This is a genomic window from Candidatus Giovannonibacteria bacterium (genome assembly GCA_016432405.1).
Lineage (GTDB): Bacteria > Patescibacteriota > Minisyncoccia > UBA11713 > 2-01-FULL-45-33 > MFHE01.
In genome coordinates this window covers 140,380-162,532 of sequence record CP066687.1, presented here as the reverse complement: position 1 = coordinate 162,532, position 22,153 = coordinate 140,380, and the positions used below count along the sequence as shown (strand labels likewise).

Below are 22,153 nucleotides of genomic sequence, written 5' to 3'. Positions count from 1 at the left end.
TCAGTTGCTTTTACTTTTCATGCCGTCCAGCAATTTTTCAAGCCGGGTCGTTTTCTCCGCGTCTTCTTCTACCAAAAAAATTATTTTGGGTATAAACCGGCGGCGCGAGCGCGAAGCAAGATATTTGCGCGCCTCCCCAGCCATTTTTTTTACGGACTTAATGGTTCCCTTCGCCGCTTTCTCCGGGAAAACGGATAAGGTAATCTCGGCCTTGTCCGACCTTTCGGGCGCGTGAATTTTCGCAACGGAAATAAACACTCCTTCATCATGCGGAGCGTTCCGCTGCAGAAATCCGTTGAGTTCTCGTTTCAAAAAAGACGAAAATCTTTCCGCTTGGTGCGCCATCATCCTAAAATTTCCAATATGTCTCCCTCGGCTATTGATATCTTTGAGCTCGCAAGCGCCCCGAATTCTTTTCCGGCTTCAACCTCGGAGGCGTTTACTCGCCCTTCCTGTAGATTTTCGATTTTCCCTTCGCCTATTTTTTTCTCGCGGCGAAAAACGCTGAATTCCGCTCCGCGGCGAATTAGGCCGTCCTGAACTTTACCGCCTATTATCTGGGTTTTTCCGTCCGCCTTGAAAATCTTAAGCACCCTTGCATGCCCTAGGATTTTATTTATTTCTTCTTTGGGTAGGAGCGCTTCTGTTTTTTTCTTAAGAAAATCCGCCAGCTCATATATGATTTCAAACTGCGCCACCTCCACGCCCAGCCGCAAAGCAAGCTCGCGAAGGGTTGATGAAAGCCCGACCTTGAAAGCCAGAATCAAAGAATTCGCGGCGGTGGAAGCAAGCTTGATGTCGTCTTCGGACACCTCGCCGGCTTCCGAGCGCAATATTTTTATATCTTTCAGCTTTGCCGCTTCGTGTTCAATCGCCTCCGCCGAGCCCGAAACATCGGCTTTGATGACAAGACCTATAAAACCTCCCGGCGGGAAGAAACCGGGCGCGGGTTTTTCTCCGGCGGTGCGGGCGGCGTCAATTGCTTCCTTTTGTGAAAAAAACGCCTTAAACTCTGCGCCCACCTGCGGCGGCTTGTCAAAGCCGACAACCAAAACCGGGGAAGACGGGCCAGCGAAATCTATCGGGTCTCCTTTGAAATCCTCCAAAATCCTCGCCTTGGCGACCGCCCCTCCGGCGGCGACATACTCCCCCTTTTTCAAAGTGCCGCCTCTTATGAGCAAAGTGGATGTCACGCCGCGCTTCGGGTCGCGGTGCGATTCAATAACCACTCCGCCCGCGAACGCTTTGGTGTCGGCCGGGAGGTTTTCCATCTCGGCCATTAGTAAAATGGTCTCCAAGAGCTTGTCCACTCCCGTGCCCTGCTTTGCCGAAATTTCAACGAAGGGCACATTTCCGCCGCGCCCTTCCAAAAACACTTCTTCTTTGGCAAGCTCGTTTTTCACCCGCTCCGGGTCCGCCGCTGGCTTGTCAATTTTATTTATGGCGGCCAAAAAAGGAATGCCGGCGCTTTTTATCGTGGCCAGCGCCTCCTCCGTTTGCGGCTTAACCCCGTCGTCCGCCGCCACAACCAATATGGCGATGTCAGCGACCACTGCCCCACGCGAGCGCATTTTGGAAAACGCCTCGTGCCCCGGCGTATCCAGAAAAGTCAGTTTTTTGCCGGCGTGTTCAACTTCATAAGCGCCTATGTGCTGGGTAATGCCTCCGGATTCCACGGCCACAACATTGGTCTTTCTTATATAATCCAAAAGCGCTGTCTTGCCATGGTCAATGTGCCCCATCACGACTACAATTGGCGGTCTATTTTGCATTTTGTATGGCTGTCCGTTCTTCTTCCGTTAATTGATACTGCGACGAGCCGCCCTGTATCGGCTTGGCGTAAATCCTGTTCATCTCCCTTCCGTAAAGAGAAGAAATTACAACGCCGTCGTTTTTGTCGTTTAAAAGCGCCAAAGCGAAGCTTTGGTCGCCGCCCGCGTCGGAAAAGGGGTTGTATCTGACAAGCCCGACCTTGCGGATGTCTTTCGGTAAAGCGTCTTCCAAAAACTTTATCCTGCCTTTTAGTTCATCAAAAATTCTATCCGCGGAATTCTGGCGGTCTCTTAAATCCAGCAGAACTTTTTCCAAATCCAATCCGCCAGTTGGAGAGCCGCCGAAGATTTTCTTGAAATTCCTGCGCAACACAAACACCCACGCGAAAGCGGCAAGATTCAAAACCAAAAGCCCGAGAAAAAAATAAAAGCCGTGTTTATCAAATAAATTAATCAGCTGATTCATTATGTAAAAGAGCTTACCATATTTTGATTTTTGTGGCAAAAAATGTATAATCTAAAAATTAATCCGCCCATAGCTCAATTGGCAGAGCAGGTCCCTCTTAAGGACAAGGTTGTAGGTTCAACTCCTACTGGGCGGACAGGCAAAATAATTTAAATGGAAGCGTGGCTGAGCGGTTGAAGGCGCCGGTCTCGAAAACCGGTAAGTCCGAAAGGGCTTCGGAGGTTCGAATCCTCCCGCTTCCGAAAATGAATTTGGTTCGTTTTTAATTCCCCGCTTTTGCTTTTTCTTGAGGGATTTTTTTGATGTTAAATTGTATTGTTTTCGGGGAGGTCTTTGCCACCGAAAGCGCGGCGGGGACGTTCACGATGCTCTCATTGGTTACCGTAAAGCGCTGTTTTCCTTCTTTCGCCTCCGAAACGTTCACGACGACTTTGAGGCGCTCGGCGTTGAGAAAATTGAAGTCCTGCGTTTTTCCGGAAAGAGAAAGGTTGGCCTCTATCGGATTTACGTCTTGAATAACGTATCCCGCAGGCAGAGCGCGAAACTCCACGGGAACGTCAAAGTTGCGGGTGATTGTCCCGCCTCCCAGCTGAACTGCAAACACATACCACAAAAAAGAGGCCAGCAGGAGGGCGATGATTTTTTCTCTTAAATTGACGAAGGGATGCCAGTATTTTTTGCGGAGGTCCGTTTCAAGCAAATTGGCCCGCAAAAATTCATGCATGCGAATGGATAGCTCTTCCGGCTTTTTTAATGTGGTAAGAACCCCGTCTTCGGCAATGGAAACGGTTCCTCTTTCTTCGGAAACCGCGATTACAAACGCGTCCGCTCGCTCCGCGAGCCCGAGGGCGGCCCGGTGCCGGGTTCCGAAACTTTTTAACTTCTCCGCCTTGAGGGCAAGCGGCAAATATACTCCAAACGCGCGGACGCGGTCTCCCTGAATAATCACCGCGCCGTCGTGCCCGGGGGAAGACGCATCAAAAATGCTCAAAAGCAGCGGAACGGATACGCGGCCGCCCAGCAAAATTCCTCCTTCGGTTAAGACGTCAATCGGCTCTTTGCCGGGAAAGACGATTAAGGCCCCTGTTTTTGTTTTCGCCAGCTGCTCCACCGCCTGAATTACTTGGTTTGCCGCGGCTTCCGGAACAAGCTCCCTCCGCGAATAGGAAAAGTGTCCCCATGCCGAGAGCCATTCAAAAAGCCGCCGCAGTTCGCGCTGGAAAACGACTACGAAAATAATCACGAAAAATCCGAAAAAGAAACTAAAGAGGAAGCTTGTTAAATAAAGGTCAAAATAACGCGCGGCGATGTAGATGAGAACCAATATGCCGACGCCGTTGAATAAAAAAAGCGAGTGGGCTTTTTTGAAAAGAAAAATAACTGCGTAGAGCAAAACCGCCACGACCAAAATATCCAGGGTGCTCCGCGCCTCTATCCCCCAAAGGGAAAAAGTTATGGGAAAAATCGCGTTTGCCAAAAACCAAGACGGCATAGTATTTAGAGTATAGAACGCTTTTATTGAAAATGAAAGAAAAACGCGCTAAACTTGTTTGGAGCGCGGAGGCGTGGCTGAGCGGTTGAAGGCACCGGTCTTGAAAACCGGAAGCCGCGCAAGCGGCTCGGAGGTTCGAATCCTCCCGCCTCCGCCCCGATCGTGAGTTCCCTGCCCGCAACGCCTAAGCGCAGCTTTGGCAGGCGGGGAATCTCACCCCTACCGAAATTAAAATAATGTGTCCTTGCTTCTTATGACCATACTTCGGCGATAGCAAAAGTATGGTACTATCTAAATCTAAAATAAAACAAAGAAAACCTCCCCATCGGGGAGGTTTTCTGATTTTAAACCGACCTTTTTTAAATTTTTTGCCGTTATTTGCTGCGCGCGCTTAATGCGGCAAGCTGCGCCCCCGCGGCAACGCTGCGAACGCTCCTCCAAAGCTCAATAGCCAAACTGAAGCCTAGAAGGCCGGCGATGGAGATAAGCACTAAAACCGACGGCTCAACATTATTGAAAGCGGAAGCGATAAAATTCGGCACAGCCCAGATATTCGCCTTCGCCACGGCGTAAAAATTCGCGAAAATCTGCGATACGAAAAAGCGCTCTGCCGTCTTTTTCAGCGCCACGTTCATGAAAAACGCGCTGGCAAAACCGGTCGGCAAAACCCTCCGGACAAACCAGATTGCGTAAACCCGCCTCATTATTTTTGTTTTTAAGCTAGCAGCCATATTATTTATGCTTTTATACTTCCTTGATTACATCCTTTAAAACCTTGCGGGCGCGAAAAAGTTTCATCTTTAATGCCCCTATGGAAATGCCGTGTTTTCTGGCTATTTCGGCGTAGGGGCGGTCCTGCACATAATGCGCCCGTAGCAGCTCGGCCGCCTCGGGAGGCATTTTTTCAATGGCGTCCCTGACCCCGGCGATATTTTCGTCCCTGTCCAGAGTGTCTTCCACCGCGAAAAGCGCCTCGGCCTCTTCGTCTCCGGATAAAATTTCGTCCAAATACCCAACGTCGCCGAAGGTCTTTTTGAGCTTGCGGTAATGGGTAAGCGAGGTGTTCACCAAAATCCGCCAGGCCCAGCTTTTGAACTCCACCCCGGGCTGTTTTTTGAATTTTCTGGCGTTTAGATAAATTTTCGTGAAGGTCTCCTGGACAATATCCTCCGCTTCGTCTTTGGAATGCACAATTCCCTGCGCTTTCCTTACAAAAGGAATCTGGTATTTATCAATCAAAACGGAAAAAAGCGACGGGTTCGCAAGCGATTTTCTTAAAATCACCTCGTCGGGAATTTCATTTAACGGCCTTTCGGCTTCCAAATACATGATTAGTTATAATACCACGACGCTAAAATCTCGCCACCTTGACAAAATATAAGAATTATTGTTTTGGACCTAGGGAGAATCGGACTCCCGCCTCATCCATGCCATGGATGCGTTCTGCCACTGAACTATAGGCCCGCAGGCACGCTCAAAATAATTAAAATTCTATCAATTTCTATTGTGGATATCAAACTTGACTGCGTCTGGCAAGTTGCTAAAATTAAAAGCGGAAGGAGGTGATTTTATGAAGCGCATACGCGCACCCGACGCGTGTCTCCAGCTGGCACTGACGCAGAAGGCGAAGGTCAACAAAGCGGAGATCATCGCGTCCGTCTGGTAATGGGCACGTTCGGGTAAGGTCGCACTGGCGTACCTGTATGGTAACGAGCCGCTACCAGACGGCTCAAAAACCGCCAGCCCACGCCCAAAAAGGCGACCGAGGATGGAGGCAGGAAGGCGGCTCGGAATTAGATACTCCGGGCTGAAAAGATAACAATGGCGCCTCGTTGAAGGCGCATCAACTCACAGGGGAGAGACAGGGAATTCTCCCCTGCTTTTTATTTTTATCTTGTCCCCTCGGAGGGAATTGAACCCCCATCAACGCCTTAGAAGAGCGCCGCTTTGTCCGTTAAGCTACGAGGGGAATATTTCAAACTAGGAAATTATAGCGCTAAAAAGGGCTTTCTACAAACGGGAATGTTGGATTGTCCAGAAAGGATTTTTCTTCGCGAAGTTTTTTGCCCGCCCTTTCCAGATTGATTTTTTTGAGCGCGGCTGCGCTCCATTCCGTCGCCGCCGTTTCCTTTTCAGAAACAAAATTTTTGTAAAGCAGAAAATCCGCCCAGAGCGCCGCCGAGAGCAGGGCGAGCGCTGCAACCACTCCGGCTGTCCAAATGCCGGCTATGGTCATCGGCCCCCGTCTTTTTGGTATCCATTCCTTAAAATTCATAAATTGTAGTTAAAAATTATGTAATTTATTTTGGCGGTAATTTCCCCGGTGCGCTTTTGCCCTTGTTCTATTTTAGGAGAGAAGGAGGCGCTTTCCACGAGCCCGGCGTAAGGTATTTTGTCCAAAAGCGAAATGAAATTAAAAACCACTCTGAAGGTGCCAGTGATTTCAAAAGTCATGCTGGCCTTTTCTTTGGCCGAGGATGGAAGGCGGGCGTTTTGCGCGGAAAACCTGACGCCGGTTTTCCGCGCCGCGTCTTCCAAAAGCTCAATGAATTTCACAAACGAGCCCTCGGACAAAAAAGAATTCTCCAAAAGGGCTATGTCTCCGGCCAGCTCTTTTATGTTCGCCTCCGAAGCCGCAAATTCCCGCTCTTTTTGCTCCAAAGCCGCCATTTTCGCCTCCGCCTCGGAAATTATTTTTGAAGCGGCGGACATTTTTACGTAGGTGAGCCAGCCGAACCCCAAAACCGCCGCCAAAAACAGCGTCTCCAGCGCGGCTGCGGCCCAAAACCATTTTTTACTCCTCTGCATATTTGTAGCGCTCCGGTTTAATTTTAATGTCCAAGAAAAAAGACGCGCGGTTTTCTTTAAGCAGATTGGTGACCGGCGAATTTACCGAGGCGAATTCCTCCATGCTCCGCAGAACCTCAATATATTTCAAAAGGTCTTCGCGCGAGTCCGCCTCGCCCTGGATTCCGAAACTGAATATGTTTTCTTCTCGGCCGGCCCGGCCGAAGTTAATTGAGTCAATCCTGATTTCAGGCGGCGTCCGGAGGGCGATTTTTTGAAGAATTGGGGAAAGCGGATATCTTTTGGCCTCGTTTCTTTCAAAAGCAAATATCAGGGAGTTGGCGCCGGCAACCCGCTCTTCCAGACTCTTGAATTCTTTTCTTGCGAAAACCTCTTCCCCGGCTTTAAGTTGCCGCAGAATATAATCTTTTGAAAAAACCGACACGAAATAAGAAGGAAGCATGAAAATAAAACCTGCCGCCGCAACCAATATCAGCATAGCCAGAAAGCTTACCGAGACTCTCGCGATTTTTTCTTTTCTAAACTCCTTTTCGTAAGCCGGCGTGAGTAAATACATATTATATCGTTTCTTCTCTTTCTTTAGCCGCCAATGAAAGGCCGATTGACGCCGAAAAACGCACCGCATGCTGCCTGGTGATATCCGGCAGATAATATTTTGGAAATTTAACATTGACCCATGGATTCGCCACGGCGGTTTCCGCACCGAGTTCTTCCGCAAAATGTTCCGCAAGCCCCTTCATATTGGCGTCGCCGCCGGAGAGGAAAATTTTCTCCGGGAATTTTTTGTTTTCGGAATGTGTTTGCCAAAAGTTTATGTATTTCTCCGCTTCTTCCCGAAGCGCCGTCACGGTCGGGATGATGGCTTGGAAAACCTGAAGGGAATCCTGATTCTGCAGCAACCCATTTTTGATTTTTAAATTCTCCGCCTCTTTTTGGCTGACGCCCAAGGTTTTCGCGATGGCCGCATCAAGCGACTCTCCGCCTATGTTGATAGTGGAGGCAAAGCGAAGGCGCCCGTCCTCAACTATATAGAAGCTGGTGCGGGTTTTACCCCAGTCTATAACCATCGCGGTGCCTCTGAAATTTTGCGGAATGAGCGCTCTCGCCGAGGCCGCAAGCTCCGACTCCGTAAAAGTTGGCAGCGCGCCTGCTGAATAAAAAGTATCAAGATAACTTTCCACGAGCGTCCTGGGGAAAGCGTTTATGACCACATCAAAATGATTTTTGTCTTTGCGGGCAAGCTCGTGATCAAATAAGACGTCGCCCGGAGGCAGGGGGATATGCTCCTCCAACTGCAGCTCAAGCGCTTGCCTGATCTCTTCTTCTTTTACTCCGGCCAACTGGACATTTTCCAGAAATCCTTTTTCTTCCGGCAAAGAAACGGCCACGAACCTTATGTCCTTTTTTAAAAAAAGTTCTTTCAAGAGAGGCGCAAGCACGTCCCTTTTTTTGATTTCTCCGTGTTCAATCACCCCCGCGGCAATTTCCCCTTCGCCAAAATCGTTCACAACCGTCCCTCCGCGCACTTCGCCAAGCCGCAGATATTTGTACGACCTGTCCGAAAGCTCAAAAGCGTAGATGGGGAGCTTTAAAAAATTCGGCATCGGGATTTTCATATATTGATTATGGCACAACTTCCGCCCAGCCGGTAATATCCCAGCCGCCGGAGGGTCCGGAAGAAAAATTAGCGTTGGCCAAGCCCTGTTCATAAGTTACGACGGCGTTATTGTCCAATTGTAATTTATAAGCGGTAAGCTCTGTAACGCCTACGCCGTTATGCAAATTAATCATTGAATCTCCGGCATAAAATATCGCGCCAGTGGCATTGTTGTGCAAATCTATGCCTGCATTGTGATGCGTGCATCCGGACGCGCCGTCTTGTCCGTTGCAATTCTGCAGGGTAGTTAAAACAAGAATATAGCTTCCAGCAGTTCCGGATCCCTGAAAGACTGAATTATTTTTAATATGCATCCAGCCGTCAAAAATCACTATACAGCTATTGGTTCCAAAAGACGGGTCGCATTTTATTGCGGCGCCGGATGAGCTGTCCATATCCAAGTGGCCTGTGAAATATAGCGTTCCGGTTACAATTAAAGTTTGTTTTTTGGTTAAAACGAGATTGCCGTTTATTTTTTTAGGACCCAAAGGAAGCGTGCCGTTATTGTCGATGTTGCATCCCAGAGAGCCGTTGTCCCCGCAATTTCCAGTGATGGTTCCGCCTGCCGCCGCGTCGTTTTTCCAGGCTTGAATCACGGCATCCGGAATCGGCATCGGCAAAGACGATTGGCCAGTTTGAATATTTCCACCTACCGTCACACCCGAAATCGTGGAAGCTCCCGCTAAAAAAGCGTCGCCGGTTATAGTCGAACCATTCTCGCCTTCAATATTGCCATTGGAATAAACGCTTCCCGCCGCGCCGCCCGCTCCCCGGACCTCCGAATTCTGCTCCATCTCAAGCCCGCCCTCTCCCACCTGCACGCCGTAGTAAAATGAAACGCCGGTTGAATTGGAAAGCGTGGCCCGCGCCGCTCTGGTTGCGCCGAAATACGCCCCGACTGATTTTATTTCTTTAACCCCTCCGTTGGTTGCCACCGTCGTCGGGGCCGAGGCGCCGTTTAAGTTAATGGTAAAAGACGAAGGCAGGTTTTTGCCGCGCTTTAGCCGGTAAACCGCGTCGTCCACCCCGGCTTCCGCGGCAAAAAAGGAAAATCTTGAATTGAGCGATTTGTTGGCGGCGCGCGATTCCGTGAGCGCGACCGCTGAAGCCCCGAAAACCGCCGAGAGCATTATAATCAGCATCAAAATCACCGCTATTAGTGCTGCTTGCCCCTTTTTCATTTATAGTTTCCTCTTAACACTGCGCTGCCGTAAAAGTTTTTAGTTTTTGAAAATATCCCGCTGCCTGCCTGGAGCGCCATTTCTATTTTGACAATCTCGGAGTTGGTTGAAGCGGTTTTATAGAAAATCAGAGCAGAGACGGTGACATCGGAAGCGGTGAGATTCTCCAGGCTTCCGGCGCCGTCTTTTACTTGAAGCGTGCTGCCGGAAATGAAAAATCTTTTCGGTCCCAGCTGCAGCGCGCCGGGGCTTGCGCCAAATACGCCGGCGGGGCTGGTGGTCGTGGCGGCGCGCAGCTCTTTTACCATCGTCTCCAGCGCGACGTCTCCGCTTAAGGCCAGCTTTCTTTCAATCTGCGTTTTGGCAAAACTTTGGTATACGGAAAGAATCGCGCCAAGCGCCAGCACGGCTATTACGGCGAGAATCCCGATGTAGACGACCGTTTCTAAAATTGTGTACCCGCGCGGCATCAATTTTGAAAAATATCCGATAAATAAGTGCTCACGGTCGTCGTGGAATAAACCCCGCGCTCCTGCCAGGAAACGCTGACGCGGAATTCTTTCGTGTTCGGGTCCAATGTCCCGCCCGAGCTTACAATATTGTCAGAGTCGTCGCGGTTCACGGAGGCGACGGCGAAAGAACGGGCGTAGACGCCGTCAATAAGCCCGGGGTTTGAAGTGGTCACGCTCCAGCTTGAACTGACCGGATTGAAAGAAAGATAATAAGTGGTTCCGGCGTTGAGAGACGCCAAATTGTCCGACCAGGATTTATCGCGCAAAGAGCGAAGAACCTCCAGGCCCTCCTCGGCTAAAAAATTTGCTCGGACCTGGTTGGAAGCGCGCACCTCCAGCTTGTTCGCCAACAAAAAAACAAAGGCCAAAGAAAAAATCGTCCCGCTGATTAAAGACACTGCAATGACAATTTCCAAAAGCCCGAACCCGCGCTGTTTCATTGGTTTTATTTTAGCACACTATTGCGCCAGGCCGGTTTGATAAATGATTATAACGCGGGTTTTTGACGGAGCGTTTTTTGAAGACAAAGTGATTGTTCCGAAAGAAGTGGTTGTTCCTTGAAGCCGCGAAAAAACTGCGTCGGACGTCCCCCCCGCCAGATTTATATTGCTTATCTGGAGCGAGGGCGAGAGAGTATAAGTTTCGTTTGCCGGGTCGGAGACGTTGTAGGCGGCGCCTTTGAAAAGGACAGATTTGGCCGTTTCAAAATGCACGCCGTAAACGGAATTGCTTTCCGAGGCGATCGCGCGGCTACGCGCGTCTTTGAGCATGCCAACAATCGTATTTTGCGCGACGCGCAAATCGTTTGATTCGCGGAACACGCCAAAGGCCGACACCAGAATGCCGGCGATAACAGCGACCACGAAAATGCTCAAGAGAAGTTCAAGCAATGTCGCGCCTTTCATGTTTAAAACGCTCCGACTAAATTATACATCGGGGAAATCATGGCGACGGCGAAAAACCCCACGACGGCTCCTATAATAATCATCATTAAGGGCTCAATGATTGTTGATAAATCCTTTGTTGCCTGCGCGACTTCTCCTTCGTAGAAAGCGGCGAGCCGCAAAAGCATCCCTGAAAGCTCGCCGGTTTCTTCTCCAATCGCCACCATTTCCCCGACAAGCGGGGGATAAATGTCTCCGGAAGACAAAAACGCTTTCGCTATCGTTTCGCCTTTTTGTATCTTGCCGCGCGCGTCCTCCAGGACATTTTGATAAAGATGGTTTTGCAAGACCTCCTTGGTTATGGAAATCGCTTCCAAAATTTCAACGCCGGATGAAATAAGCGAGCTTAAAGTCCTGCAGGTCCGCGCGGCGTTGAACTTTTGATTGATGCCTCCAATTACCGGAGCGCGCGCGAAAACCCAGTCTATCCGCGCCTTGCCTCCGGAGGATTTTACCAAGCGGTAGGCGAGGTAGCCCAAGATGGCCGCTCCAAGCAAAAAAATAAAACCGCTTTCTAAAATTGACTTGCTTATGAAAATTATGAACCTGGTGGAAAGAGGAAGCTCAACTTTCAATTCTTCAAACGTGGAAACCAGCGTCGGGACAACGTACAGAAGCATTAAAATTCCTATGCCGACCATGGCGATGACGACTATAATCGGGTAAACCATCGCTCCGCGGACTTTGCGCCGAAGTGCGTAATCTTTTTTGAGCTGTAGCGCGACCAGTTTCAGCGATCCCTCAAGTTTTCCGGATTTTTCCCCGGCGCGGGCCATTTCCTGATAAAATTTAGGGAAAATGTCCGGATGCTCTCCTAACGCCTCCGAGAAGGTCTTGCCGCGTTTTATGGTTTCTCCCATTTCCGCGATGACTTTTTTGAATTTTTCGTTTTGCGCCTGCCTTGCCATCACTTCCAGCGCTTTTGAAAGGCCGACCCCGGCGCCGATCATCACGGCAGTGTTTCTGGTAAAATTCAGTTTTTCTTCCAGCGAGACTCTCTGCAAAAAAGCGGGAATGTAATTTTTGAGCGCGATTTTTTTTGCTCCGGCCGACGCCGCCTCCGAAACAAAAAGCGGCGTCATTCCCTCGGCGCGGAGAGCGTGCGCAAGGACGTATTGGTCTTTCGCCTCGCGATTTCCTTCAACGTCTCCCCCGTCCTTATCCCGCGCCCTGTAATGATAGATTGGCATACGGATTTATTTTATCACGCTTTAAAGCTTTCTGCTTCACTAATTTACTAAAATTTACTAATCTATAATAGGCGATCGCATTTTATAACCAAATGCAACGACGCGTGACACTGCGCTCATGATCTATTATAAATTAGGAAATTGAAGTTCCAGTTTGGCTTTGTCATCAAAGTACGTTGCCTCAAAATAATGGACACATTTCCCGATATCAAAAACCTCCGAGATAAAATCAATTTCATCCCGGCAATGGTACGGGCTTACAAACACGCTCCGCTGCAGTTGATAAAATCCTAGTTTTTTAAGGAGAAATCGGAATGCTTCGCGGGCCCTTTTGTTTTTTTCCGGTATATCAAAAATTATCACTCTCCATTTTTTGTCCCAAAATTTTGTTTTTTTTAGTTCCAGATTATCCAGTTGGTATTTTAAAAGCCGTTTCTTGCCGGTTTCTGTCAGCCGCACAATATCCTCGCCGTCTTTTTGGTAAATTTCCACCAGCCGGTTCTTTTTTAAACGCTTAATGGCGCCGCGAATTTGCTCCCGGCGCCTTAAACGTTCGCGAATGCTGGCTTTTCCGTCCAGGTCAAACATCTGAAGCAATCTCGCCGTATTAGGCGCAAGCATTAAAGAAAATAAAATTGCGCCGCCGCCCAACACCAACAGAATCTTTTTTGTTAATTCCCATCGCGGATAACTTTTTTTCTCAACCAGCGCACCACTTTTGAGATTATATCTAGTCGTCTTTACCATTTTATCATTGTGTTATAATAAGCGATCGCATTTTATAAATCAAGAATTTTAACCAGGAATTTTTACGCCTATTCCGTGGTAACCCTGAATACCTCTTCAATCGTGGTGAGTCCTTGGACGGATTTGAAAATGCCGTCTTCAAGCATGGTCATCATCCCTTCTTTTTTGGCTTCCGCCTCAATCTGGTCAGCGGTGGCGTTTTTCATAAGCAAGTCCTTGATTGTCGGAGTCATCTGCAGGATTTCGTGTATGCCCACTCGGTCGGAGTATCCGTCCGGAGCTTCATCTGAGGGCTTCGATTTATAAAATGGAATGTCTTTCCAGCTCGCTTTAGCGGAAACTATTTTTTCTTTTTTAAGAAAATCCAAAACTCTTTCAAGGTCCACGTTTTCTCCAAGCTGTTTTATCTCCGCCTCCGTAAGCGAGTATTTTGTCCGTTCTTTGTAGAGCTTACGGACGAGGCGCTGGGCGATTATGACGTTCACAGTTGATGCGATCAGAAACGGCTCAATTTTCATATCCAAAAGCCGCGGCAAGGACCCGGCCGCAGAGTTTGTGTGCAGGGTTGAGAGCACCAGATGCCCCGTGAGCGCGGCGTTTACGGCCAAGGACGCCGTTTCCGTGTCGCGGATTTCTCCGACCATGACGATGTCCGGGTCCTGGCGGACAAGCGAGCGCAGCCCCGTGGCGAAAGAGAAGCCGATGTCCGGCCGGACCTGCGTTTGGTTGACTCGCGGCATGCGGTATTCAATCGGGTCTTCAATGGTTGAAATATTCACTCCGGGTATATTTAGCAAAGACAAAATCGTGTAAAGAGTGGTTGTTTTGCCGGAACCGGTGGGGCCGGTGGCCAAAATCATCCCCAATGGTTTTTTGATATTTTTATGCAAAAGTTCTAATGCTTCGCCATGCAACCCCAAATCTTCCAGAGTAAAGCCGCGCGAATTTTCCGGCAGGAGCCGCATTACGACTTTTTCTCCGTCAAAAACCGGAAGCACGGAAACGCGGAATGAGTATTTGTATTCTTCCGTTTCAATTTTAAACCGGCCGTCTTGGGGGAGCCGGTGCTCGTCCAGTTTCAAGTTGGCGAGAACTTTTATTCTGGCGACGATTCCCGGAGCGACCTGTTTGGGCAAAACCATGGCGTCGTGCAAAATCCCATCAATCCGGTACCTGACCACGACCTCTTTTTCCATCGGTTCAACGTGTATGTCGGATGCACGTTGTAAAATGGCGTGGCGTATAAGAGTGTCCACAATCCGCACAATCGGCAGATCTTCGGCCGCTTTTTTAAGATCTTCAATTCCGGCTGCTTCTCCCCCAGCTTCCTTCGAAACCGTCGCTAGGGCTTCGCTCTCGCCCTTGATGATTTCTCCGAACTCCGCCTCCAAACTTTTTTGGTACTGCGCCAAGGCGTATTTCATTGAGGAGATGTCGGTGAGGCGCGGGAGAATTTTGAGGTCGGATTTTTTCTTTATAAATTCAATCGTTTCCAAATCTTCAGGGTCAAGCATCGCCACTTCCAAATTATTTCCAGTTTTTTTAAATGAGACGATGTTATGTTTTTTTGCTATCGGCTCCGGTATGACCGCCAGCACCTTCGGGTCTATTTTTTCTCCTTCCAAACTCGCAAAAGGAATCCCCAAAATATACGCCTTGAGCCGCGCTAGTTCCTCGTCGGTGATTTTTCCCAGCCCCAAAAGGACGTCTTCTATTTTTTTGCCGCTTTTTTTGGCCTCCTCCTCGGCTTTTTCCAAATCGGCTTTTTTTACAAGTTCGGAGTCCAGCAAAAAGGCCTTTAGCTGCTGCTGTTCAATCTTCATCTAAATTAAGAGTGGTGATTAAAAACCGTTTCTATTTTTGCGAGAAGCTCGTCCAGTTTGTAGTTGGCTTTGACGAGGTAGGTGGTTGCCCCCAACGAAAGCGCGCGCTCAACTTCAGCGCTGCCCTCAAGATTCGTAAGTACGATTACAGGGATGCTTTTCGTGGATGGGTCTTTTTTCAGTTCCTCCAAAACCTCAAATCCGTTTTTTTTGGGCAAAATCAAATCAAGCAAAATAAGGTCGGGCGCCTCCCTTCTTGCCGCCGCAAGTCCGGACTCGCCGTCAACGGCGCGCAGAGCCGAATACCCTTTGGATTCCAGCATGTCGCCCATGGCTTTTTGCAGCGACTCTTCGTCTTCTATGAAAAGTATTTTTCTCATAATTAAATTTTGGCTGGTAAGTTTACCTGCCGTAGAGCAGGGTGAACCAAAATGTCGACCCTTTTTCCAGCGATGAGGAAAACCCGATTTCCCCGCCGGATTTTTTTATAATTGATTTGGCGATGAAAAGCCCTACGCCTGAGCCCTCGGTCTGGTAGCGCAATGCGTGGTCGGACCTGAAAAATTTTTCAAAAACCCTGCTTTGGTCGCGCTTGGGTATGCCCGCGCCGTGGTCGGTTATCTGCCACAAAATGCCGCCGTCCGTTTTCTTTATTTCTATTAAAACTCTCCCCCCGCCGGGGCTGTATCTGACGGCGTTGTCCGCCAGATGCTCTATCACATGCCGGATTCTTTCTTCGTCAGCGAACACCGACTGGCCGTCCTCTGCGCGGAGCTCAAATTCAACGTTGCTGGCCGAGGCGAAGTTTTTGTATTCTTCAAGAACTCTCCGGGTCACCTCGGCCAGAGAAACATTGGTCGGCCGCAGAATAAGGTCGTTATCCTCTATGCGGTTTACCTCCAAAAGGTCGTTTACCGAGCTTATCATGCGCTCATTTTGATCATACACCATTTGCAGGTATTTTTGGACTGCGCCCGAATCCGCGTTTTTCAGCCCGCTTCGTTCACTGCCGGAAAGCAAAAAATTCAGCTGCCATTTTATCGCCGAAAGCGGCGAGCGCAATTGGTGCGACATTATGCTGATGAATTCTGATTTGGATTTGGACGCGAGCGCCACCTGTTCAAATGCGCGCACTATCAAATTGCCGATGGCGAATAAAATCGCAGTGAGAATCAAAACCACCAAGGACGCGATTTCCGGCTCTTCGTAGCGGCTGGCGACAACATAAGTGACCAAAATAGCCAAAATAATAATTACGCCCATTATCAAAAACAAAAACTGCGGGCATTGCCAAAGCCCAACCCGGTATTCCGCGCAGGTTTTTTTAAGATTCAAACTCTCAACAAATCTCCCCGCCATATAAATAAGTATACCAAGAATTTGACTCTGAATGCTACGCGTGCTAAATTTGTAATAGGCTGGATAAAACCAGTACTTTCAAATAAGGAGGTCTGGGAATGGATACGTCCGACAGACTAAAAGCGGTGCTAGAGGGATTTAAAGTAGTCGCGGAAGAACTGCGGCCGAAGGAATGGCTGGAAATTATAGAAACAGTCCTCAGCAAATACCGCCCGTGGCTCGAACACTTTTCGGGTTTTAGGCCAATCGAAGAGATGCTTAATTGCGGGTTGGGAGATAGTTTTCGTATAACCTCTCCCGAAGTAGTTCACTTCTATACAAAACAAGAGCCCTGTCAACGAAACGATTTAAATAACAACACATGTTGCGCTTTGGTGTCCGAGCTTTGGCGCAAAGCTGAAGGCAAAAACAAGGCAGGGGCGCAATTCGGTTGCCGTTTTGTTACGCAGAAAAGCCTTCTTCTAACCCAGGCGGGCAGATTTGTTCTTTGGGAACACAAAGTCGAGCGCGTGGTTCGTCAAAGCGGCAAGCGGCAAAAAGCGCGGATGGATGAAATAAGTGTTGAATGCGGGTTTTCGTATCTTGAAAGCGCCGATCTCAAAGCATTTCTTACAGCCAACCTGGGCGGAGAAGTTTTGATGTGTTTACATAAACTGACTAAACAGAACGTAGACGAGCGAACCGCGCGTTTGCTTCCGGTGGAGGCCATTCACAATTACATTAAACGAGTGCGTGGGGCGATTGAGCACAAGGGCAATTTCTTGCTCAATGCGACCATTCCATCGTATTGACATCCTCTCCTGTCTTTGCTAGGATTGAATAAGTCCATCATGATTACGATGGGCTTTTTTACTAAAAATATGTTAGACATCAAAAATTTTAACGCGGCTTTGGACCAGCTTGCCCAGGAAAAAGGCATATCCAAGGAGAAGATAATGGAGACCATTGACCTGGCTCTGGCCGCCGCCTACAAAAGGGACTACGGAAAAAAGTCCCAGATTGTGCGCGCCAAGTTTGATCCCGCCACCGGCGGGACGGAGTTTTGGCAGGTAAAATTGGTCGTGGACGAGTCAATGATAAAATCCGAGGAGGAAATTGCCGCAGAGGAAGAAGCGCGAGCGGAAGCGCTCCGGTCCGGCAAACTGCCCGAAAGGGAGCTTGCCTCGGAAGAGATGGATGGAGATGTTGTTAAAAAAGTGAGGTTCAACGAAGACCGGCACATTATGCTGGCAGACGCTAAAAAAACCAAAAAAGACGCCGCGCTGGGCGAGGAGCTGGTTTTTCCGCTGGAATCCAAAGAAGATTACGGGCGCATCGCCGCGCAGACGGCGAAACAGGTGATTTTGCAGCGTGTCCGCGAGGCCGAGCGCGATTCGGTTTTTGACGAATTTAAAGAAAAGGAAGGAGAAGTCATCTCCGGCATAGTCCAGAGGGTTGAGGGCCGGCTGGTTTTCATGGATTTGGGGCGGACTATCGGAGTTTTGCCTCCGGACGAGCAGGTAAGAGGAGAACGCTACCGCATCGGGGAGCGGATAAAAGTGCTGCTTTTGCGGGCGGAGAAGATGCCGAGGGGCCCCAGCATTTATCTTTCGCGCTCACACCCGAAACTGGTTGCCAAGCTTTTTGAAATTGAGGTTCCGGAAATCGCCTCCGGCGCGGTTGAGATAAAAAACGTGGCGCGGGAAGCCGGTTCGCGCACCAAAATCGCGGTGGCCTCAAAAGAAGAAGGGATTGACCCTGTCGGCTCCTGCGTCGGGCAAAAGGGAGTCAGGGTAACAACGGTCATCGCGGAGCTTGGAGGAGAAAAAGTTGACATTGTGCCGTGGTCGGAAGACAAAGAGAGATTTATTTCTTCTTCTCTTTCTCCGGCAAAGGTCTTGGAGGTGGAAATTGACGAAGCGCACAAGCATGCCAAAATCAGCGTCAGCGAAGACCAGCTTTCTTTGGCAATCGGCAAGGGCGGGCAGAATGTCCGGCTCGCCGCGAAACTTACGGGCTACAAAATAGATATCCGCTCGCGCACCGGCGAAACCGTCGCCGAAGCCACCTCCGAAGGCGAAGTTATAGGCGAAGGAATTGCGGCGGAGTAAAAGCTTAAAAAGTGTTCAAAATGGCGTTAAAATCCAAAATCAGCCAGTCCAAAAAATGGCCTGCCTCGCCTATGCGACGCAAGGCGGGCTTAAAATAAGGGGTTTTTAGCTATTTTAGGCCTTTTTTCGCCAAAAACCACCAAAAACGCTTGACAAGATAAGTTTAATTTGCTATAATCCAAAGTGGAAAGGTAAGTAAGGTGCTTACCTAATGGGCGTCCCTTAACCGAAAGGAGCAGACCATGTCGGCAGACAATGGCGTCTATATCCTTGCAACCAAGGGTTCCGAGGGGAAAAAGGAGTACCGAGTTGCTCACGCGCAAGCGATTGAGAACCTCTGGTACAAGCCCGATTTCCCGAAGGAGAAGCCCGAGCTCTCCTTGGAATACGTAAGCGTGCTTTTTGGCGACTGCCGGCGGGTCTTTAACGACCAGAAGCTCGCCGAAGGCTACGCTTTACATATTCTTGACGAGGTGGGCTACGCGGAGTATGGGGTTCAACTTCTCGACTTCGCCCACATTCGGCTTCCGAAGTTTGTGCTAAAGAAGCCGCAATGCGAGGTGAGGTTGGTAAGGCGCTCCCTATACCCATCTACCCCGTAGCTCTCAACCGTCGGGTTAACCAAGATTACCGACGTTAAAGGCAGTAAACTTGCCAGTCCGAAATTTAGTTTCGGACAAATAAGCTGAGGATCTGGAAAAAAGCTTCAGGCAACAATACTGGGGCTTTTTGATTTTTTCGTAAAAAATTTATATACTACAAGCTATGACCATTGAATATTTTGCGATAGGGACGAGCATTGTTTCCATATTATTCGCTCTTATTTTAAGAAGCTCCGTAAAAAAAGAGCCCGAGGGAGATGAAAAAATGCGGGAAATCGCGGAGGCAATACGCGTAGGGTCCGGTGCGTTTTTAAAAAGGCAGTTTAAGTCCGTATTTTGGGTGGGCATTTTGGTCGCGCTGGCGCTCTGGTATTTTTTGGGAAATTTAATAGCAATAGGTTTTGTAATCGGCGCCTTGGCCTCGTCGCTTGCGGCTTATTTGGGAATGAAAACGGCGGTGATGGCGAACGTGCGCGTGGCTGAAGCCGCAAAATCCGGACTTTCTAAGGCATTTGCTCTGGCATTCCGCGGCGGAGCCGTCACGGGATTTTTGGTGGTTGGCCTTGGGCTTTTGGTGGTCGCCGGGTTTTGGCTGTGGGCGCGGGACCTGGCCGCGCTTTTGGGCGTGGGCTTCGGCGGTTCTTTAATTTCGGTTTTTTCGCGCTTGGGCGGAGGGATTTACACGAAAGCTGCTGATGTGGGGGCGGACTTGGTTGGAAAAACCGAAGCGGGAATTCCGGAAGACGACCCGCGAAATCCGGCCGTTATCGCCGACAATGTCGGTGATAACGTCGGCGACTGTGCCGGAATGGCTGCCGACCTTTTTGAGACCTATGCGGTAACATTGATTGCCGCGATGCTTTTGGGTGGCGCGGTTTTTACTGGGGCGGAGGCCGCGATTTTGCTTCCGTTGGTTTTGGGCTCACTCGCGATATGGGCTTCCATAATAGGATTTTTCTTTGTAAAAATTTCTTCAGGGATTATGGCCGCGCTTTATAAAGGGCTTGCGGCCTCCGGGATTCTTTCAGCGGCTGCGTTTTGGATTGCAATAAAAGAGCTTGTCGTGAGACCCGGAGAATCTTCCAGCTGGCAGTTTTTTGGAAGCGTCGTAAAAATCCCCGGTTCGCCCGTCTGGTTTTTTTTCTCAGCGCTGGTTGGGCTCACAGTTGTCTTGGGGATTGTTTTAATTACCGAGTATTACACCTCAAAAAAATTCCGGCCAGTTAAGTCAGTCGCTGAAAGTTCAAAGTCCGGCCACGGGACGAACATAATAATGGGGCTCGCGCTTTCCATGGAATCAACCGTCCTGCCCGCTCTTCTCATCGCTTTCAGCGCGTATCTGGCTTATTTTTTCGCAGGGCTTTACGGCGTCGCCACCTCCGCCGTCTCAATGCTTTCAATGACCGGAATAATCGTCGCGATTGATTCTTTCGGTCCGATTACGGACAACGCCGGCGGGATTGCCGAGATGGCGGCTCTTCCAAAAAGCGTCCGCGCCGTCACCGACCCGCTGGACGCCGTGGGCAACACCACAAAAGCGGTCACCAAGGGTTACGCCATCGCCTCGGCGGGGCTTGCCGCGATGGTTTTATTTTCCGCCTACGCTTCGGATTTGGTTTCGGCAGGCAAAAGCGCGGTCTTTGAACTATCCGACCCTTTGGTAATCACCGGCCTTTTCATTGGCGCGATGCTTCCTTATCTTTTCGGCTCTTTGGCTATGCGCTCCGTAGGCAAAAGCGCCGGCGCGGTGGTTTTGGAAGTACGGAGGCAATTTAAAGAAAGGCCCGGAATTATGGAAGGGAAGGAAAAGCCGGATTACGCCGCCACCGTGGATATCGTGACGCGTGCGGCGCTGCGGGAAATGGTTTTGCCGGCGCTTTTGCCGATTTTAATCACGATTTTTACAGGATTTTTCTTGGGGGCCGAGGCATTGGGCGGGCTTTTAATCGGGGTGATTATTTCCGGATTTTTCATCGCGATTTCAATGACTTCGGGAGGCGCAGCGTGGGACAACGCCAAAAAATTTATTGAAGAAGGCAATTACGGAGGCAAGGGCTCGGAGGCACATAAAGCGGCCGTCACCGGCGACACCGTCGGCGACCCTTACAAAGACACTGCCGGCCCGGCGATTAATCCGATGATAAAAGTAGTCAACATCGTGGCTCTGCTTTCGGCGCCATTTTTGAAATAATAGCGAAAAAAGCTTCCCTTTTTGATTTATATATGCTATGTTCTGATTAGAAGTAAATCTTATACCTCGGGAGGGTTGGCCATGCCGGGAGAAGTTTTGTTGTTCGATCCTTCTAAAAGAAGGAAAATAGTCAAATGCGAGGAGTGTAGGTTTTTCAAGAAAGTGGAGCTGTTCGCCCAAGCCCGCCCGATTTTCTACCGGCTTTGCGGCGCTAGGCCCTTTCCTAAAAAACCGGATTCGCGGGGCGTGATGCGTCCGTGGCGCAGGGCGGAGGCCGACGGAGCGGGCTATTTTATCCGCGATGAAGAACTGGCTTATGAGCGCTGCTGGCTGATCAATAAAAGCGGCCGTTGCGCGGGTTTCCGCCAAAAATTTCCTGACAGATTCACAAAAGAAAAACGTCTTGCTTAGCGCAGTGGACCGCCGATCGGCGGTCATTTTTTTGTGTTGAAAAAGAAAACCAAACCTGATATATTGTCGTTATGGAAGACGAGATGTACAACACCTATTTAATCCCTACGGTCATAGAAAAGGAGCAGTTCGGCGAGCGGGCTTACGATATTTATTCCCGGCTCTTAAAAGACCGCATTGTTTTTTTGGGCGGACCCATAATTGACCCGGTGGCCAATACGATTATCGCCCAGCTTTTATTTTTGGAATTGCAGGACCCGAAAAAAGACATATTTCTTTACATAAATTCTCCGGGCGGCTCGGTATCCGCGACTTTGGCGGTTTACGACACAATGCAGCATATAAAGCCGGATGTCGCGACTTTGTGCGTGGGATTTGCGGCTTCCGGCGCCGCGATTTTGCTCGCTGGCGGCGCCAAAGGCAAACGCTACGCGTTGCCGAACGCGGAGGTGATGATTCACCAGGTTTTGGGCGGCACGGAGGGGCAGGCCTCGGATATCGCCATAGACGCCAAGCACATTGTGCACGTGAAAGAGAAAATAAATAAAATTTTGGCGCACCACACCAGCCAGCCGCTTTCGCACATAGAGCGCGACGCCGACCGCAATTTTTACATGGACCCCGACGAAGCAAAAAAATACGGCATCATTGACGAAATCGTAAAATCAAAAAGCGTCATAGGTAAAAATCACAAAAAGTAAATCGTTCGCTTGATTCACCCCGTTAGATTTTTATGCGCGTTTAGCTCAGTGGTAGAGCGTCACATTGACATTGTGAAGGTCGCAGGTTCAATCCCTGCAACGCGCAATTTAAGTAAAATCTAACGGGGCAAGTGCGAAAGGTCGGAAGTTCAATCCTTCCTGGGCGCACCATTGCAAAATATTTGACACAAATTGTCTCTAAGCTAC

25 protein-coding genes and 6 tRNA genes are annotated in these 22,153 nt (G+C 49.4%); 10 read left to right on the top strand and 21 right to left on the bottom strand.

Features of this window, described 5'->3' with window-relative positions; all coding sequences use genetic code 11:
* The 3 genes from HYW15_01095 to HYW15_01085 are packed head-to-tail and all read right to left on the bottom strand — an operon-like array spanning window position 1 to window position 2,238.
* Entirely contained in the window at window positions 1-348 is a 348-nt protein-coding gene (locus HYW15_01095) for a ribosome-binding factor A (GenBank protein QQG42793.1), read from the bottom strand.
* Entirely contained in the window at window positions 345-1,772 is a 1,428-nt protein-coding gene (locus HYW15_01090) for a GTP-binding protein (GenBank protein QQG42792.1), read from the bottom strand. The genes HYW15_01095 and HYW15_01090 overlap by 4 nt, the downstream gene beginning before the upstream one ends.
* Window positions 1,762-2,238 (bottom strand): DUF4446 family protein, encoded by a 477-nt coding sequence (locus HYW15_01085; protein QQG42791.1) that lies wholly within the window; start codon window positions 2,236-2,238, stop codon window positions 1,762-1,764. The genes HYW15_01090 and HYW15_01085 overlap by 11 nt, the downstream gene beginning before the upstream one ends.
* 63 nt (window positions 2,239-2,301) lie before the next feature.
* Here HYW15_01085 and HYW15_01080 point away from each other — a divergent pair.
* A tRNA-Lys gene (locus HYW15_01080) sits at window positions 2,302-2,374 on the top strand.
* Between the two features lie 19 nt (window positions 2,375-2,393).
* Window positions 2,394-2,480: transfer RNA gene (locus HYW15_01075), tRNA-Ser, on the top strand.
* 20 nt (window positions 2,481-2,500) lie between these two features.
* Here HYW15_01075 and HYW15_01070 read toward each other — a convergent pair.
* Window positions 2,501-3,730: a DNA integrity scanning protein DisA nucleotide-binding domain protein gene (locus HYW15_01070; GenBank protein ID QQG42790.1), complete on the bottom strand. Its 1,230-nt coding sequence runs from the start codon at window positions 3,728-3,730 to the stop codon at window positions 2,501-2,503.
* Between the two features lie 67 nt (window positions 3,731-3,797).
* Between HYW15_01070 and HYW15_01065 the strand changes: the two genes are divergently transcribed.
* Window positions 3,798-3,884: transfer RNA gene (locus tag HYW15_01065), tRNA-Ser, on the top strand.
* Window positions 3,885-4,104: 220 nt separating this feature from the next.
* Here the strand turns inward: HYW15_01065 and HYW15_01060 are convergent.
* The 17 genes from HYW15_01060 to HYW15_00980 all read right to left on the bottom strand — a co-directional run bounded on the left by HYW15_01060 (window position 4,105) and on the right by HYW15_00980 (window position 15,951).
* On the bottom strand, window positions 4,105-4,461 hold the full coding sequence (locus tag HYW15_01060; protein ID QQG42789.1) for a hypothetical protein: 357 nt from the start codon (window positions 4,459-4,461) through the stop codon (window positions 4,105-4,107).
* 13 nt (window positions 4,462-4,474) lie between these two features.
* Complete coding sequence (locus HYW15_01055) at window positions 4,475-5,059, bottom strand: RNA polymerase sigma factor (GenBank protein ID QQG42788.1); 585 nt, start codon at window positions 5,057-5,059, stop codon at window positions 4,475-4,477.
* 64 nt (window positions 5,060-5,123) lie between these two features.
* Window positions 5,124-5,194: transfer RNA gene (locus HYW15_01050), tRNA-Ala, on the bottom strand.
* Window positions 5,195-5,627: 433 nt separating this feature from the next.
* A tRNA-Arg gene (locus HYW15_01045) sits at window positions 5,628-5,699 on the bottom strand.
* A gap of 27 nt (window positions 5,700-5,726) precedes the next feature.
* A complete protein-coding gene (locus HYW15_01040; GenBank protein ID QQG42787.1) occupies window positions 5,727-6,005 on the bottom strand; it encodes a hypothetical protein in 279 nt (92 codons plus the stop codon).
* Window positions 6,002-6,538 carry a hypothetical protein gene (locus HYW15_01035; GenBank protein ID QQG42786.1) on the bottom strand — a complete coding sequence of 179 codons (537 nt, stop codon included), beginning with the start codon at window positions 6,536-6,538 and terminating at the stop codon, window positions 6,002-6,004. Before HYW15_01035 ends, HYW15_01040 begins: the two co-directional genes overlap by 4 nt.
* Window positions 6,525-7,094: a hypothetical protein gene (locus HYW15_01030; GenBank protein ID QQG42785.1), complete on the bottom strand. Its 570-nt coding sequence runs from the start codon at window positions 7,092-7,094 to the stop codon at window positions 6,525-6,527. Before HYW15_01030 ends, HYW15_01035 begins: the two co-directional genes overlap by 14 nt.
* A gap of 1 nt (window position 7,095) precedes the next feature.
* On the bottom strand, window positions 7,096-8,154 hold the full coding sequence (pilM, locus tag HYW15_01025) for a pilus assembly protein PilM (GenBank protein QQG42784.1): 1,059 nt from the start codon (window positions 8,152-8,154) through the stop codon (window positions 7,096-7,098).
* 7 nt (window positions 8,155-8,161) lie between these two features.
* Window positions 8,162-9,376 (bottom strand): hypothetical protein, encoded by a 1,215-nt coding sequence (locus HYW15_01020; GenBank protein QQG42783.1) that lies wholly within the window; start codon window positions 9,374-9,376, stop codon window positions 8,162-8,164.
* Window positions 9,373-9,846 carry a type II secretion system protein gene (locus HYW15_01015; protein ID QQG42782.1) on the bottom strand — a complete coding sequence of 158 codons (474 nt, stop codon included), beginning with the start codon at window positions 9,844-9,846 and terminating at the stop codon, window positions 9,373-9,375. Before HYW15_01015 ends, HYW15_01020 begins: the two co-directional genes overlap by 4 nt.
* Entirely contained in the window at window positions 9,846-10,328 is a 483-nt protein-coding gene (locus tag HYW15_01010; protein QQG42781.1) for a hypothetical protein, read from the bottom strand. Before HYW15_01010 ends, HYW15_01015 begins: the two co-directional genes overlap by 1 nt.
* An 18-nt stretch (window positions 10,329-10,346) precedes the next feature.
* Window positions 10,347-10,793: a hypothetical protein gene (locus HYW15_01005; protein QQG42780.1), complete on the bottom strand. Its 447-nt coding sequence runs from the start codon at window positions 10,791-10,793 to the stop codon at window positions 10,347-10,349.
* A 2-nt stretch (window positions 10,794-10,795) separates the two neighbouring features.
* Window positions 10,796-12,022, bottom strand: coding sequence for a type II secretion system F family protein (locus HYW15_01000; GenBank protein QQG42779.1), 1,227 nt, complete (start codon window positions 12,020-12,022; stop codon window positions 10,796-10,798).
* 126 nt (window positions 12,023-12,148) lie between these two features.
* The gene (cas2, locus tag HYW15_00995) at window positions 12,149-12,769 is read right to left on the bottom strand and encodes a CRISPR-associated endonuclease Cas2 (protein ID QQG42778.1); all 621 of its coding nucleotides are present in this window, start codon (window positions 12,767-12,769) and stop codon (window positions 12,149-12,151) included.
* Between the two features lie 68 nt (window positions 12,770-12,837).
* Entirely contained in the window at window positions 12,838-14,592 is a 1,755-nt protein-coding gene (gene tadA, locus HYW15_00990; GenBank protein ID QQG42777.1) for a Flp pilus assembly complex ATPase component TadA, read from the bottom strand.
* A 5-nt stretch (window positions 14,593-14,597) separates the two neighbouring features.
* Window positions 14,598-14,972 (bottom strand): response regulator, encoded by a 375-nt coding sequence (locus HYW15_00985; protein ID QQG42776.1) that lies wholly within the window; start codon window positions 14,970-14,972, stop codon window positions 14,598-14,600.
* A gap of 22 nt (window positions 14,973-14,994) precedes the next feature.
* A complete protein-coding gene (locus HYW15_00980) occupies window positions 14,995-15,951 on the bottom strand; it encodes a HAMP domain-containing histidine kinase (protein QQG42775.1) in 957 nt (318 codons plus the stop codon).
* 98 nt (window positions 15,952-16,049) lie between these two features.
* Between HYW15_00980 and HYW15_00975 the strand changes: the two genes are divergently transcribed.
* The 7 genes from HYW15_00975 (at window position 16,050) to HYW15_00945 (ending at window position 22,052) form a co-directional block, all read left to right on the top strand.
* Window positions 16,050-16,742, top strand: coding sequence for a hypothetical protein (locus HYW15_00975; protein ID QQG42774.1), 693 nt, complete (start codon window positions 16,050-16,052; stop codon window positions 16,740-16,742).
* 69 nt (window positions 16,743-16,811) lie between these two features.
* On the top strand, window positions 16,812-18,041 hold the full coding sequence (nusA, locus tag HYW15_00970) for a transcription termination/antitermination protein NusA (GenBank protein ID QQG42773.1): 1,230 nt from the start codon (window positions 16,812-16,814) through the stop codon (window positions 18,039-18,041).
* A 242-nt stretch (window positions 18,042-18,283) separates the two neighbouring features.
* Window positions 18,284-18,643 carry a hypothetical protein gene (locus tag HYW15_00965; protein QQG42772.1) on the top strand — a complete coding sequence of 120 codons (360 nt, stop codon included), beginning with the start codon at window positions 18,284-18,286 and terminating at the stop codon, window positions 18,641-18,643.
* Between the two features lie 163 nt (window positions 18,644-18,806).
* On the top strand, window positions 18,807-20,834 hold the full coding sequence (locus HYW15_00960; protein ID QQG42771.1) for a sodium-translocating pyrophosphatase: 2,028 nt from the start codon (window positions 18,807-18,809) through the stop codon (window positions 20,832-20,834).
* An 81-nt stretch (window positions 20,835-20,915) separates the two neighbouring features.
* Window positions 20,916-21,245 (top strand): hypothetical protein, encoded by a 330-nt coding sequence (locus HYW15_00955; protein ID QQG42770.1) that lies wholly within the window; start codon window positions 20,916-20,918, stop codon window positions 21,243-21,245.
* Window positions 21,246-21,328: 83 nt separating this feature from the next.
* The gene (locus HYW15_00950; protein QQG42968.1) at window positions 21,329-21,946 is read left to right on the top strand and encodes an ATP-dependent Clp protease proteolytic subunit; all 618 of its coding nucleotides are present in this window, start codon (window positions 21,329-21,331) and stop codon (window positions 21,944-21,946) included.
* A gap of 34 nt (window positions 21,947-21,980) precedes the next feature.
* Window positions 21,981-22,052 (top strand) — tRNA-Val (locus tag HYW15_00945).
* Window positions 22,053-22,153 lie beyond the last annotated feature (101 nt).

Excerpts from the sequence above, each read along its gene's own strand:
- HYW15_01095 (QQG42793.1), bottom strand. The coding sequence starts at position 348 with ATGATGGCGCACCAAGCGGAAAGATTTTCGTCTTTTTTGAAACGAGAA.
- HYW15_01090 (QQG42792.1), bottom strand. The coding sequence starts at position 1,772 with ATGCAAAATAGACCGCCAATTGTAGTCGTGATGGGGCACATTGACCAT.
- HYW15_01085 (QQG42791.1), bottom strand. The coding sequence starts at position 2,238 with ATGAATCAGCTGATTAATTTATTTGATAAACACGGCTTTTATTTTTTT.
- HYW15_01070 (QQG42790.1), bottom strand. The coding sequence starts at position 3,730 with ATGCCGTCTTGGTTTTTGGCAAACGCGATTTTTCCCATAACTTTTTCC.
- HYW15_01060 (QQG42789.1), bottom strand. The coding sequence starts at position 4,461 with ATGGCTGCTAGCTTAAAAACAAAAATAATGAGGCGGGTTTACGCAATC.
- HYW15_01055 (QQG42788.1), bottom strand. The coding sequence starts at position 5,059 with ATGTATTTGGAAGCCGAAAGGCCGTTAAATGAAATTCCCGACGAGGTG.
- HYW15_01040 (QQG42787.1), bottom strand. The coding sequence starts at position 6,005 with ATGAATTTTAAGGAATGGATACCAAAAAGACGGGGGCCGATGACCATA.
- HYW15_01035 (QQG42786.1), bottom strand. The coding sequence starts at position 6,538 with ATGCAGAGGAGTAAAAAATGGTTTTGGGCCGCAGCCGCGCTGGAGACG.
- HYW15_01030 (QQG42785.1), bottom strand. The coding sequence starts at position 7,094 with ATGTATTTACTCACGCCGGCTTACGAAAAGGAGTTTAGAAAAGAAAAA.
- pilM (QQG42784.1), bottom strand. The coding sequence starts at position 8,154 with ATGAAAATCCCGATGCCGAATTTTTTAAAGCTCCCCATCTACGCTTTT.
- HYW15_01020 (QQG42783.1), bottom strand. The coding sequence starts at position 9,376 with ATGAAAAAGGGGCAAGCAGCACTAATAGCGGTGATTTTGATGCTGATT.
- HYW15_01015 (QQG42782.1), bottom strand. The coding sequence starts at position 9,846 with ATGCCGCGCGGGTACACAATTTTAGAAACGGTCGTCTACATCGGGATT.
- HYW15_01010 (QQG42781.1), bottom strand. The coding sequence starts at position 10,328 with ATGAAACAGCGCGGGTTCGGGCTTTTGGAAATTGTCATTGCAGTGTCT.
- HYW15_01005 (QQG42780.1), bottom strand. The coding sequence starts at position 10,793 with ATGAAAGGCGCGACATTGCTTGAACTTCTCTTGAGCATTTTCGTGGTC.
- HYW15_01000 (QQG42779.1), bottom strand. The coding sequence starts at position 12,022 with ATGCCAATCTATCATTACAGGGCGCGGGATAAGGACGGGGGAGACGTT.
- cas2 (QQG42778.1), bottom strand. The coding sequence starts at position 12,769 with ATGGTAAAGACGACTAGATATAATCTCAAAAGTGGTGCGCTGGTTGAG.
- tadA (QQG42777.1), bottom strand. The coding sequence starts at position 14,592 with ATGAAGATTGAACAGCAGCAGCTAAAGGCCTTTTTGCTGGACTCCGAA.
- HYW15_00985 (QQG42776.1), bottom strand. The coding sequence starts at position 14,972 with ATGAGAAAAATACTTTTCATAGAAGACGAAGAGTCGCTGCAAAAAGCC.
- HYW15_00980 (QQG42775.1), bottom strand. The coding sequence starts at position 15,951 with ATGGCGGGGAGATTTGTTGAGAGTTTGAATCTTAAAAAAACCTGCGCG.
- HYW15_00975 (QQG42774.1), top strand. The coding sequence starts at position 16,050 with ATGGATACGTCCGACAGACTAAAAGCGGTGCTAGAGGGATTTAAAGTA.
- nusA (QQG42773.1), top strand. The coding sequence starts at position 16,812 with ATGTTAGACATCAAAAATTTTAACGCGGCTTTGGACCAGCTTGCCCAG.
- HYW15_00965 (QQG42772.1), top strand. The coding sequence starts at position 18,284 with ATGTCGGCAGACAATGGCGTCTATATCCTTGCAACCAAGGGTTCCGAG.
- HYW15_00960 (QQG42771.1), top strand. The coding sequence starts at position 18,807 with ATGACCATTGAATATTTTGCGATAGGGACGAGCATTGTTTCCATATTA.
- HYW15_00955 (QQG42770.1), top strand. The coding sequence starts at position 20,916 with ATGCCGGGAGAAGTTTTGTTGTTCGATCCTTCTAAAAGAAGGAAAATA.
- HYW15_00950 (QQG42968.1), top strand. The coding sequence starts at position 21,329 with ATGTACAACACCTATTTAATCCCTACGGTCATAGAAAAGGAGCAGTTC.